Origin of the sequence: Paenibacillus sp. P36 (genome assembly GCF_045866505.1) — a bacterium.
In the GTDB taxonomy this organism is placed as follows: domain Bacteria; phylum Bacillota; class Bacilli; order Paenibacillales; family NBRC-103111; genus Paenibacillus_E; species Paenibacillus_E chondroitinus.
The window spans coordinates 7,791,002-7,804,324 of sequence record NZ_AP038372.1 but is presented as its reverse complement, the minus strand read 5'-3'; the positions used below and the strand labels follow the sequence as shown (position 1 = coordinate 7,804,324).

The 13,323-nt window shown below is 31.8% G+C and carries 10 protein-coding genes; all 10 read left to right on the top strand.

Annotated features, from left to right (window positions below; genetic code table 11):
* Positions 1 to 7 precede the first annotated feature (7 nt).
* The 10 genes from ACKTT9_RS34285 to rfbG all read left to right on the top strand — a co-directional run bounded on the left by ACKTT9_RS34285 (position 8) and on the right by rfbG (position 13,323).
* Positions 8 to 1,309, top strand: a complete 1,302-nt coding sequence (locus tag ACKTT9_RS34285) for an ABC transporter ATP-binding protein (protein WP_407869516.1) — start codon at positions 8 to 10, stop codon at positions 1,307 to 1,309.
* A 64-nt stretch (positions 1,310 to 1,373) separates the two neighbouring features.
* Positions 1,374 to 2,912, top strand: coding sequence for an asparagine synthase (glutamine-hydrolyzing) (asnB, locus tag ACKTT9_RS34280; protein ID WP_407869515.1), 1,539 nt, complete (start codon positions 1,374 to 1,376; stop codon positions 2,910 to 2,912).
* Entirely contained in the window at positions 2,909 to 3,331 is a 423-nt protein-coding gene (locus tag ACKTT9_RS34275) for an adenylyltransferase/cytidyltransferase family protein (RefSeq protein ID WP_407869514.1), read from the top strand. Before asnB ends, ACKTT9_RS34275 begins: the two co-directional genes overlap by 4 nt.
* A 30-nt stretch (positions 3,332 to 3,361) precedes the next feature.
* On the top strand, positions 3,362 to 4,891 hold the full coding sequence (locus ACKTT9_RS34270; RefSeq protein ID WP_407869513.1) for a CDP-glycerol glycerophosphotransferase family protein: 1,530 nt from the start codon (positions 3,362 to 3,364) through the stop codon (positions 4,889 to 4,891).
* A gap of 138 nt (positions 4,892 to 5,029) precedes the next feature.
* The gene (locus tag ACKTT9_RS34265) at positions 5,030 to 7,510 is read left to right on the top strand and encodes a glycoside hydrolase family 99-like domain-containing protein (RefSeq protein WP_407869512.1); all 2,481 of its coding nucleotides are present in this window, start codon (positions 5,030 to 5,032) and stop codon (positions 7,508 to 7,510) included.
* A gap of 210 nt (positions 7,511 to 7,720) precedes the next feature.
* Positions 7,721 to 9,280, top strand: a complete 1,560-nt coding sequence (locus ACKTT9_RS34260; protein WP_407869511.1) for a glucosyltransferase domain-containing protein — start codon at positions 7,721 to 7,723, stop codon at positions 9,278 to 9,280.
* A gap of 193 nt (positions 9,281 to 9,473) precedes the next feature.
* Positions 9,474 to 9,887, top strand: coding sequence for a GtrA family protein (locus ACKTT9_RS34255; RefSeq protein WP_407869510.1), 414 nt, complete (start codon positions 9,474 to 9,476; stop codon positions 9,885 to 9,887).
* Entirely contained in the window at positions 9,871 to 11,430 is a 1,560-nt protein-coding gene (rfbH, locus tag ACKTT9_RS34250) for a lipopolysaccharide biosynthesis protein RfbH (RefSeq protein WP_407869509.1), read from the top strand. Before ACKTT9_RS34255 ends, rfbH begins: the two co-directional genes overlap by 17 nt.
* A 19-nt stretch (positions 11,431 to 11,449) precedes the next feature.
* Positions 11,450 to 12,247 carry a glucose-1-phosphate cytidylyltransferase gene (gene rfbF, locus ACKTT9_RS34245; protein WP_407869508.1) on the top strand — a complete coding sequence of 266 codons (798 nt, stop codon included), beginning with the start codon at positions 11,450 to 11,452 and terminating at the stop codon, positions 12,245 to 12,247.
* A complete protein-coding gene (gene rfbG, locus ACKTT9_RS34240) occupies positions 12,244 to 13,323 on the top strand; it encodes a CDP-glucose 4,6-dehydratase (protein WP_407873173.1) in 1,080 nt (359 codons plus the stop codon). Before rfbF ends, rfbG begins: the two co-directional genes overlap by 4 nt.

Below are 13,323 nucleotides of genomic sequence, written 5' to 3'. Positions count from 1 at the left end.
GTTACAGTTGGAAGAAACAGCGATTAATGTCGAAAATGTTAGTAAAGTATATAAACTCTATGAAAAACCAATTAATAGACTGAAGGAAGTACTCAGTGTCACAAATAAAGTTTACCACAAGGACCATTTTGCATTGAAAGATATCTCATTTCAAGTAAATAAAGGTGAGAGAATCGGCATCATTGGAACAAATGGTTCTGGAAAATCGACATTACTTAAGATGATTACAGGAGTATTAACTCCTTCCTCTGGAAATATTACAGTAAATGGGAGAGTTTCCGCGCTCTTAGAGCTTGGCGCTGGGTTTAATCCAGAATTTACCGGTATTGAGAATATCTACTTGAATGGAACTATGATGGGTTATAGTAGAGAGCAAATTGATGAAAAGATGGAGGAAATTGTTGCTTTCGCTGACATAGGAGATTTTGTACACCAACCTGTAAAAATGTATTCAAGTGGTATGTTTGCTCGACTAGCATTTTCTGTAGCGATAAATGTGGATCCTGATATCTTGATTGTTGATGAGGCACTTTCTGTGGGAGATATCTACTTTCAATCTAAGTGTATGATGAAAATGAAAGAAATGGCCACGAAATGCACCATTCTTATTGTATCCCATTCGATGGATATGATAAAAAGTTTTTGTAGTTCAGCAATTCTAATTAATAAGGGTAATTTAGTAATAAAAGGTGATGTCAAAACAGTAACTCAAACATATGAAAAGATGATTAATCAAGATTTTGTTGGAGTGAAGAAAATGAAATCCCTTGAGGCTAACTTATCAGAACAAAAAGGAAATAACATAATTTCAAAAGATTACGAAGAAGATATAGGATTTGTCAAATTGGCAAACCAATTTCGTTCGGGTAGTGGTGGGGCAAAATTTATTCGAGCAGAATTGTTTGTGGACGGGAAAAAGAGCAATGTAGTCCCATTTGGTGCAGTTGCAACACTTCGATTACTAATAAAATATTTTGAAGATGTAAACACTGAGGGAACGGTTGGTTACATGGTGAGGAACCATAATGGAGTAGATGTATTTGGTATGAATATTTACAATAAGGCAAAGCTTCTACCTAAAATGAAGAAAAACCAACAAATTGAAGTGTTTTTTACCTTCACTAATTGTCTAGCGGAATCGGGGAGATACACAGTTTCAATAGGTTTAAAACCTAAGCCCTTCGAACCCTTCTATTTTGATAGTATAGGAACAGCATTGGTGTTTGAAGTATCAGGTCCAGAAAATAATTATGTTCCGGGACTCTTATTTGTTGAAAATGATATGGAGCTTAATGTGATTAATGAATAATCTTTTGTCAGATTTAAAGAGCATTTGACAAGTTAATTGTTTGAATTTTTTGGAGGTATCTATTATGTGTGGTTTTTTATTTACAAATAAACCAAATATATCCAAAGATGATTTTTTAGTAGGATTGAAGGAAATAGAACATAGAGGTCCTGATAAAACACTTTGCTATTATGAAACTAGTAGTTACAAGCTAGGACATAATCGCCTGGCTATTCTCGATATTGATAGCCGAAGTGATCAACCGTTCTTCTCCGATGACCGGCGTTATGTCTTGGTTTTTAATGGGGAGATTTATAACTATAAGGAATTAGCATCACAATTTAATATAGATATGAGAACTTCTTCAGATACAGAGGTAATCTTAAATTTATATATTCGATTTGGTCATAAAATGTTGAACTGGTTAAATGGCATGTTTAGTTTTGTTATTCTTGATATGGAAGAAAAAAAGTTTTTTGTAGCTAGAGATAGACTAGGCGTTAAGCCCTTATATTTCTACTCTGAGGGTAACAACTTTATTTTCAGTTCAGAGATCAGTTCAATTATTAAGCTAATTGGATCTGTTCAAATTGATGAAGTAGCTATAAGGCAATACAAAATGATGAGATCATTTTTTAACAACAGAACTATTTATAAGAATATAAAAAGCTTTCCTGCTGCTCATTATATGGAAAGTGGAAAATTAGAAAAATATTGGGAATTGAATCTTGAGCCAAAGATTTCGCCAAGTGACGAAGAATTGCGACAATTAATAGAATCAGCAATTCAATATAGGATGATTTCAGACGTAAGTATTGGAAGCTATCTCAGTGGTGGACTAGATAGTTCAATTGTTACAATATTGTCTGGTGTTAGAGATAGCTGGACTGTTGGTTTTGAAAGTTTTAATGAATTTCAATGGTCAAGTTTAGTTGCAAAACAATATGATATGAAACACCATCAAATTATTATAAATAATGAAGAATTTATTGCATTAACAAAGGAAATAATACAAAAAACAAAAGAACCCATTTCAGTCCCGAATGAAGTTCTTCTTTATAAAATGACCAAAGAAGTAAAGAAAAAAAATACCGTAATTCTTTCTGGTGAAGGAGCGGATGAGTTGTTTTTTGGATACGACAGGATTTTTAGATGGGCTTCATCAGTAAATAATTGGGATGTGCAAGCATTCTCGGAGTATTATTCTTATGGTTCACACGGAGATTTAGAAATTGTTGAAGATGCAATCGAGCCCTTTCTAAAATATGGTACTCCATTAAATATCGTTTCAGCATTTTTTCAAATTGCACACTTAAATGGCCTGCTTAAGAGATTGGATCGCGCTACAATGTTGTGTGGTGTGGAAGCGAGAGGGCCTTTTTTAGATTATAGATTAGTTGAAAGGTTAGCTGGGACATCTTTTGATTACAGAATGAATTCAGGAATAGTAAAAGCTCCGTTAAAAAGGGTCTTCAAAGATATTTTGCCTGAAGAGATCATAACTCGTAAGAAAGTAGGCTTTCCAGTTAATCTCCAAAGTATTTTTACAAACAAAAATGTTGGTACTACCGATATGGACAATTGGTTTGAATTAAATATGAAAATATTGGAGGAAGTATTGTGATTATTGGATATACCACAGGTGTATTCGACTTATTTCACATAGGACATTTGAATTTATTGAAAAATGCGAAATCTATGTGTGATAAATTGATTGTTGGAGTTACTACAGATGAATTGGTTTCATACAAATATAAGAAACCAGTTATTCCATTTGAAGAGAGAATGGAAATAGTGAGAAGTATAAAATATGTAGATTGCGTTATTCCTCAAGAATCGTTGGATAAATTTGAGGCATGGGAAAAATTGCATTTCGACCTTATGTTTGTTGGAGACGATTGGCACAATAGCGAAAAATGGAACGAAATGGAGAATAGATTTAAAGATGTTGGAGTTAAAATTTTATATTTTCCATATACAAAAGGAATTTCTTCTACACTTCTAAATGAGGTATTGGTAAAATTAAGGAATGAAAGTGAGTAACAATTAAGTTATTCAACGGAGGAAATTTTTATGATGGAAAAAAAGATAGGGTTTGTTATTCACAATTTGGTTCTATTTGATACGTTAAAACCTTTGATTACTGAACTGGAAAATCAGAATATCCATTATGATATTTTGGTTTCAAGTATTGAAACAGAAGGTTGGAAAGAAATGGCGGAAGATACATATGATCATCTTTTAGCGTTGGGCTACAATGTTAAGAATCTTGATTCAAACCCAGAAAAAAAATATAAAATTGCTTTTTATCCGTACCTTCCTTATTATTTGGATTTGAAAACTGACTATAAAATTAGATACCAATATGGAATGGCAAAGCCTACATGGAATTTTAGCACTAAAAGTACAAATTTTGACTGGATTTTTTGTAATGGAATTTATGACTATTCTTTTCTTAGAGCATATACAAAATGTGAAATTTCAGGTTTTTTAAAATTTGCTAATTTCAAAAAAAAAAAAAGGCCAAACTCTGAAAAACCTAATATTTTATATCTACCAACTTATGGATCGGCTTGTTCAATTGAACAGCTTCAGGATGTATTAAAGGATTTACAAAGAAAATATAATCTCACAATCAAACTTCATCATGGAACTACTTTTTTAGAACCTCATAATAAAGCAATTGCAGAAGAATTAACAGAAAAAGTTTTTGACCATAAATACCCTCTAGCAGATTTGATTCAGGAAGCTGATGTTATTTTATCTGACGGTTCCAGTGCTATTTTTGATGCTATAGTTACCGATACACCAGTGGTTATTTTTCAACCTGAAAGTGCAGAACCATTTGAAGGGTTTCTTCCACTCGAACAGCAAATTATTGTTGATGATATTATTCCGAGTACAAGTAATAAAGATGAGCTAGAGCATGCTATATATTCAGCTCTTTACGAAGACAAGTATGCAGATAAGAGAAGATCATTTAAAGAGTCGAACTTCCCAATATCAGCTCATGAAACTTTAAATATAGTTATGAATAGAATTCATAAATTTTTAAATGACGAGATAGATACTCATTTCATGGCTTCTCAAAGGAAAGTTAATAGTGTAATAATAGAACATGAAAGCAAAATCGAATTACTCGGGAAAGAAGTTACTATAAGGGATCAATGGCTTCAACAACAGACTGAGGAAGTAAAGAGACAAATTGAAGAGATAAAGAAAAGAGATGAGTGGCTTCAACAACAAGCTGAAGAAATAAAGAAAAGAGATGAGTGGCTTCAACAACAAGCTGAAGAAATAAAGAAAAGAGACCAATGGCTTCAACAGCAAACTGAAGAGATACAAGAGAGAAAACGACAGCTTCAGCAACAAAAGCAAGAAATTCATCAAAAAGATCAAATTATACAGGAACAAATCGAAAAAATAAATCAAAAGGATTATTTTCTTGATGAATATAATAAAGAATTAATCAATAGAAATCAGACAATTGAACAATATTCTTTCTACATTGATCAAATTCATAATACTATTTCGTGGAAGTTATCAAGCAAAATAAGTAAATTAAAGTTATTTAACTTTATAAAGAAAAAAAAAGGAAGCTGATTACTCGATGGTTAGAAATAGAAATACCTTTACCACATATTCAAATTTTAATAAGTAATAGTATTGGAAATGGTATTAGAACTAGAACGAAGCCAGCCTCTAAAATTAATGAATTTAATTTAGATAAGGATGATAAATTTGAAGACAAGTATAGTTAAAAAATCAATAATTTTCTATAAGAAATTTGGCCTAGTTAAAACAGCTAAGAGGGTTTTAGAGTATTCTGAATTAAAAATAAAAAATAAATATCTTGGATACCAATTATCGAAGACGAACGACGGTCACTATTGGGAATCTTTAGAAAAAATAATTGAGCTGAATAAAAGTCAAACTGAATTCATTGATATTTTCCATGTACCTATGGGATGGGACACTCCATTATTCCAGAGATTTCAACATATATCGTTAAACGTAGGTCAATTGAACGGAATATCATTTTATGGGGCTCATCCTACAGTTGATAAGGATGTTCAGTTTATAAAACGTGTGAATGATAAACTTTTTTTAGTTAATTTTGATAACCTTGATGTTAAAAAGAAATTTTTCGAGATTTTAGATCGTCAAAATGTTGTTAAATTTATTAGGTTACAGTCGATTGACCTAGCAACTACCCTTGAAGAGGTACAGAGTTTTATTGACAGAAATTATCATATCGTCTATGAGTATATTGATGAAATAACTCCAGAAATAACCGGAGATATTCCATCTTTTGTTATTGAGAGGCACTTAGCAATACTAAAAAATGAAAAGGTTAGTATTATTGCCACTTCTGATAAGTTGTTTGAGGACGTACTAAAATATAGAGTAAGAAACTGCAGGTTGAGTTGCAACGGAGTAGATTTTGATCATTGGAATTTTACTGATTCAAATTACACAGTTCCTATGGATGTTAGAGGAATAAAAGAAGATAATAAAATTATTGTTGGTTATCATGGAGCTTTAGCTAAGTGGTTAGACTATGATTTGTTAAGAATGATAGCAGATGATGGAAGATATAAGCTTCTGATCATTGGATATGAACATGATTTAAGTTTTGCAGATAGTGGACTAAAGAAACATGAAAATGTTGTTTATGTTGGACATAAGTCCTATTGGGAATTGAATAAATATTGTTACATATATGATATCGCAATAATTCCTTTTGTATTAAATGATATAACAGAGTCAGTTTCACCTGTAAAGTTATTTGAGTATATGGCAGCAGGCAAACCTATCGTTACTTATGGAATGAAGGAATGTAAAAAATATGAATCATGTATTATAGCTGATAACAAAGAACATTTTATTGAACTCTTAGATAGAGCAGTTAATAGCATCAAAGATCCTAATTATTTAGCAATTCTAAGGAAAGAAGCACTAGATAATACTTGGTTAGAAAAAACTAAAGAAATGGTAGATTTGGTGTTTAATAACCTTAACATTAAGCTTGACAATATTAATCAAGATATTTCTGAGGATATGAAAGCCCAATATATTCAACAAATTCTATCTATACCTGAAAAAATGAATGAAAATTATATAGAAATTACAACGGATCATTTCCAACGAGAAAAGAGTGATCCTAAAATTTTAGCTTACTATCTTCCACAATTCTATCCTTTTAAAGAGAATGATGAATGGTGGGGGAAGGGCACAACTGAATGGAATAATGTCTCAAAAGCAGTGCCTCAGTATATTGATCATTACCAGCCTAGAATTCCAGGAGAATTAGGTTATTATGATCTGAGGTTAAAGGAAAATATATTTCGACAAATTGAATTAGCTAAAATGTATGGGATTTTTGGTTTTTGTTACTATTACTATTGGTTTGATGGAAAAAGATTGCTGGAAAAACCACTAGATATGCTAGTTGAAGACAAGGATTTAGATTTTCCATTTTGCTTGTGTTGGGCAAATGAAAACTGGACTAGAAGATTTGATGGTACTAACTCAGATGTTATTATGTGCCAGCCTGAAACAATTGAAAGCTATCAAGAAGTCATTAAAGATATCTCAAGATATATGAGGGATAGCAGATATATTGAAGTTAATGGGAAGAAATTATTGGTTATTTATAGACCATCTCATATTCCAGATTTTGATAAGGTGATTAGTTATTGGAGAAATTACTGTTTAGAAAATGGCATTGGTGATATTTATATAATAGCAATAAAGGAACATACTGCTGACTTAGATTTGTTAGGAAAAGGTTTTAATGGAGTAGGGGAGTTCCACCCAGGAACTGTTTATAGATATTGTAAGGATATAACAAATGAACTTAATTATATTAGAAATGATTTTGGTGGGCAAGTACTAGATTATAGAGATTTAGTTGAAAATCAAAAATATTTTAAATATCAAACAGACAAATTATACCGTTCAGTAATGCCGATGTGGGATAACACAGCAAGAAGAAATAATAAAGGCATGATATTTGAAGGAGCCAGTCCAAAACTTTATGAAAAATGGTTAAAAGATGTATTAGAAGAAAGCAAAAATAAAGATTTAGATGATAATATTGTTTTTATTAATGCTTGGAATGAGTGGGGAGAAGGAACTTATTTAGAGCCAGATAAACAATTTGGTTATGCATATCTTCAAGCAACAAAAAATGCAGTGGAAAAAGTAAGAAAAGAATAGAGTTTTAGGAAATATCATTTTGGAATCAAATTTATAACTTGATTAAGTGCAGTTTTTTAGTGGCTTTTTGACAGATCAAAAACACTTTTATGATATATGTCGTAAAAACTTGCACTTAATCTTTTTTATTCCGATATATTCCCGGAATTTTCGCACTTTATTGATTGTTAGAATAAGTATACTATTTTTTAAAATTTGAGGAAGTGAAATATGATTTCAAATGCATTAAAAGCTAGAAGTAAATACTATTGGGTTATAACATTATTTGTTGCTTTATTGGCTTATGGTTTTGCAATAATAAACTATACAGTATACCCAGATGATGAATGGTTTTTCAATTCTCCTTTTGGAATTTTACAGCAAGGGCGTTGGGGTGATTATTTAACAACAAGAATTTTTGATTATCATATCTTTCTGCCTTTTTGGCGTGGAGTCATTGCTCTAACATTGTTTGTTATTTCATCCACTATTTGGTGCTATATCTTTCAAAATGCATTACGTAAGCATTTTGATGAAAAAATAGCAATTGCATTTACTAGTGTTTTTTTAAGTTTTGGTTTTATGTCTCGTTATTATATTTATGTTTCTACAAAATTATCGCTGGGTATGTCTTTTTTTGTTACCCCTATTGCTGTTTATTATACTTTGAAATACTTAAATGATAAAAATAATAAATTGTTAAATCTTTTTTGTGCATCTTTTTTATTAGCATATGCTGTTTCTTTTAGTGAAAACTCTATGATAATGTTTTTAATAGGTGTTTTTATTGTGCATTTTTTGAATAAATTCTTTGATGATAATAGTGAAAAAACAATCTTTAAGTTATATTTAATTAATTTATTGAAAATATTTCTTATTGTTATTCTTGCAATATTTTTATGGCGTTTTATTGCTAATTTTTTGCTTTTTGTAAATAATATTCAGCCTAGTGATTATACCTCTAATATGATAGTGTACAATTTGAGTAGTTTGTCAGCATTTATTAATTCTATCTTGGTGTTTATGCAAAATTTCGTTCCTATACTTGTAAGAAGAGCAAGCATAAGTTATATAATTTATAATTTTATTTTCATTTCAACATTTATCGTGCTTATAATTTCTATATATAAATCTTATCGTTTAAAGAATGTATATCTACTATTGGATGGTATTTTGGTAATAATTTCGAGTTTTTCTCTGATACTAATAACAGGAAATGTAAATTATCTACCAGAACGTACTTTTATTCCATTCGGTATGTTATGTGGATTTGCTTTTGTATTACTGCATATTTTGATTAAGGGCTCAGAATTTAACAAAACAATAAAGAGGAGTTATTTTACATTTGCAGTTAATTTCATGCTAGTTTTAACTGTTTTTTATCAAACAAAGGAAATGAATGAAGAGTTCGTTACAAATTATCAACGTTACCAGTTAGATGTTACTGTAATGAATAATATAATGCATGATTTAGGTGGTATTACTATTCAAAAGCCAATTGAATTTGTTGGAATTTTACCACCTTACAATACTAGACATTATGAGGTTACAGGTTCTTCAATATTCTACTTAGATAGAGCATGGTTGACTAGTGAAGAATTAAATTCTAATAGACCATATAACTTTATAAATATGCATGGTTATCACATCATACAGGCAAAAACAAATGAAAATATTATAAAAGAACAAATTAAAGGGATGCCAAATTACCCTAATGATGGTTATATTAAAGATTTTGGTGATTATATAATTGTAAAGCTTGGAAAGTCAGCATTTGATGTTAGTGAATAAGTTAGCGTATATGTTAATAACTTCTCGGTAATAAAGAATGTTTTTGTGTCTAAAATATAAGCTTTTAATGATGCAAAAGTTTAAATGAAATTGCGTATATGTTGAGATTGAGAAATATTGATAGATTAGTTTGGGAGATTTAAACAATAAATTTGAGCTCGTTGAAATTAAAACATGAAAGGTTCTTTAAATAATGAGGTTTCAAACTATTAAATTTTTGGTTGTAGGACTGCTAAATACCATTGTTGGTTATACAGTTTATTTCATGTGTTTGAGATTCTTTAATTTTAATTATATAATTTCCTTGATATTTGCTCATATTCTTGGGGTAATTCACAGTTATACTTGGAATAGCAAATGGACCTTTAAAACTGGACGTTATACATTTAAAAACTTGTTGAAATTTTTAGGAGTTTACGTTATTTCATTTTTTATTAATTTAATAGTGCTATATATTTTAGTTAATTATCTAAGAATAGCCCCTTTGTATTCTCAGTTATTTGCATTGTTTATTACGACTTTAATTAGTTTCGTTGGTCATAAGTATTGGAGTTTTAAAATTAGTAAACTACACAATTGGAGTGAAGAACATGTTAAAAGTGAATGATTTAGTTCGAAATAAATTAACTGATCAGTTAGCTATTATTACTAGCGTTAATGTCGGAGTAAGTAAGTTTGAGGTTGTAAAATTAACTATGAAAGAGCTAACAGAACCAGATTTTCAAATTGTTATTAACGTTGAAGGAAAGACTAATACATTATTTGATATCAGGGAAAAAAGTATTTATGAGGAAACAGAAATAACTTTTTTAAGTATTGTACCTAGAGATGTAGCAGAGAAGATAATGAGACTTGAAATACTCTCAAAAGTAGAAGTCTTCTACAAAACATTTCATGAGAAAAACGATTCATTTAACCCTGAATTATCATCTATTTCCTACGGTGGGCGTGTTTACGACGAAAGAGAAATGAAAAATCTTGTTAATTCTTCTTTAGATTTTTGGTTAACAGCAGGAAGGTTTAGTAAGCAATTTGAGAAAGAATTTGCAGACTTCATTGGTGTAAGATACGCATTACTAACAAATTCAGGATCGTCAGCAAACTTACTAGCTTTCTCGGCTCTAACTTCTCCTAAATTAGGAGAGCGCCGTATATTACCTGGGGATGAAGTAATTACTGTAGCTGCTGGTTTCCCAACTACTGTAACTCCAATCGTACAGAACGGGGCAATCCCTGTTTTCATTGATGTTGAATTAGGAACATATAATATTATGGTAGATCGAATTGAAGGAGCTATTACTTCAAAAACCAAAGCAATAATGATTGCTCATACAATGGGTAATCCCTTTGAATTAGATTTGGTCATTGACATCGCTAAGAAATATAATCTCTGGGTAATTGAAGATAACTGTGATGCATTGGGATCCAAGTTTGACGGGAAATTAACAGGTACATTTGGTGATATTGCCACATCCAGCTTTTATCCACCTCACCATATGACAATGGGGGAAGGTGGGGCTGTCTATACAAACAATCCTCAACTAAAAATGATTATTGAATCATTTAGGGACTGGGGTAGGGATTGCTGGTGTCCGTCTGGATGTGATGATACTTGTAAGAAGCGATTTGGCTGGGAACTTGGAACACTACCATATGGATATGATCATAAATATACGTATTCTCATATTGGTTATAATCTTAGAGTAACTGACATGCAAGCGGCAGTAGGGGTAGAGCAACTTAAAAAAGTGCCCTCGTTTGTTGAAGCAAGAATAAGAAACTTTAATAGACTTTCCGAAGGTTTGAAGGATCTAAATGATTATTTTATCTTACCTAGAGCAACTAGAAATTCTGATCCAAGTTGGTTTGGATTTATTCTAACTCTTCGGGAAAATGTAGGTTTTACTAAGAATGAAATAGTAAAGTATTTAGAAAGTAACAGAATTCAAACTCGAATGCTGTTTGCTGGTAATTTAACAAGGCAGCCTGCTTTTCAAGGAGTTAATTACAGGATACATGGTGATTTGACAAATACTGATAAAATTTTAAATGATACGTTCCTAGTTGGTGTATACCCCGGATTAACCGATGAAATGATAGATTATATGGTATTTAAGATAAGTGAATTTGTTAAAACTAAACAGAATTAGTGACTAGGGGGATATGTCAATGAAAGTAGTCATATTAGCAGGTGGATATGGTACAAGAATAAGCGAGGAATCTCACCTGAAACCTAAACCAATGATCGAGATTGGACAAAGGCCAATTCTTTGGCATATTATGAAGATTTATTCTTCCTTTGGATTCAATGACTTTGTAGTTTGTCTTGGTTACAAGGGTTATTATATTAAGGAATATTTTGCTCATTATTTCCTTCATGAATCTGATGTTACCTTTGATTTCAGAAACGATAACGAGAACATAATCCATAATCATTCAGCCGAGCCATGGAGAGTCACTCTTGTAAATACTGGAATAGACACGATGACAGGCGGCCGGGTTAAGAGAATTCAGCCTTATATTGGACACGAACCCTTTATGCTCACCTATGGTGATGGTGTTTCGGATGTAAACATTAAAGAATTAGTTGATTTCCATAAATTAAGTGGACGAATAGCAACTGTTACTTCTATTCAACCTGATGGCAGATTTGGCGCATTGGACATATCTGATTTAAATGAGGTTCGCGGCTTTCAAGAGAAGCCTAGAGGAGATGGCTCTTGGATTAACGCTGGTTTCTTCGTATGTCAGCCAGAAGTATTTGATTATATTAGTGATGATTCAACTATATTTGAAAAAGAGCCGTTAGAAAATCTTGCAAAACGTGGGGAATTATCTGCTTATAAACATAATGGTTTCTGGCAGCCTATGGATACATTGCGAGATAAGAATCATTTGGAAGATCTATGGGCGAAGAACGAAGCACCATGGAAAACTTGGGGAAAAGATTTGGTGAAAAATGTATGACTGATTTCTGGATTAATAAACGAGTATTCATAACGGGGCATACTGGTTTTAAAGGGTCTTGGTTATGTTTATGGTTGACACAGATGGGAGCAAAAGTAGCAGGGTATGCTTTGCAACCTCCTACATCACCAAGTTTATTTGAACTATGTAATATAGAGGGACTACTTGAAAAATCAACAATAGCAGACATTAGAGATTTAGAATCAATAAAAAAAGCAATATCCGACTTTAAACCGGAAATTGTTATACATATGGCTGCACAACCACTAGTTAGAGATTCATATATAATCCCGGTTGATACGTACTCTATTAATGTTATGGGTACAGTAAACGTATTTGAAGCAGTAAGAATAACTGAAAGCGTAAAAGCTGTTGTTAACGTGACAACGGATAAATGCTATGAAAATAATGAATGGGAATGGGGTTACCGTGAAAATGAACCTTTAGGGGGATATGATCCATATTCCAATAGTAAGGCTTGTTCAGAACTAGTGACATCCGCCTATAGAAATTCTTTTTTTAATCGTGAGAAATACAACGAGCATGGTGTTGCTGTAGCTTCAGCAAGAGCAGGAAATGTAATTGGTGGTGGTGACTGGGCGGTAGATCGATTAATTCCAGATTGTATTAGATCTCTTTTACAAGAAGAGGAAATTATTATAAGAAATCCGAATTCAATAAGGCCATGGCAGCATGTTTTAGAACCATTGAGTGGTTATATGCTCTTAGCTGAAAAATTATATATGCACGGTACTCAATATGCTGAAGGGTGGAATTTTGGTCCATCAGACTATGATGCAAAACCGGTAAGTTGGATTGTAAATAAAATATGTGATATCTGGGGAGAGAAAAGCCACTATCGGATTGATGGAAGTCAAAACCCTCATGAAGCCCATTATTTAAAATTAGATTGTTCCAAGGCAAAATCCCATTTAAATTGGGGGCCGCGCTGGAAATTGGAAAAAACTTTGAAAAGTATAGTTTTGTGGACCCATAAGTATCGCGAAGGTGCAGATATGAGACAGGTATGTCTAGAACAGATTAATGACTATGTTACTTCTTGTCGTCTGCAGTAA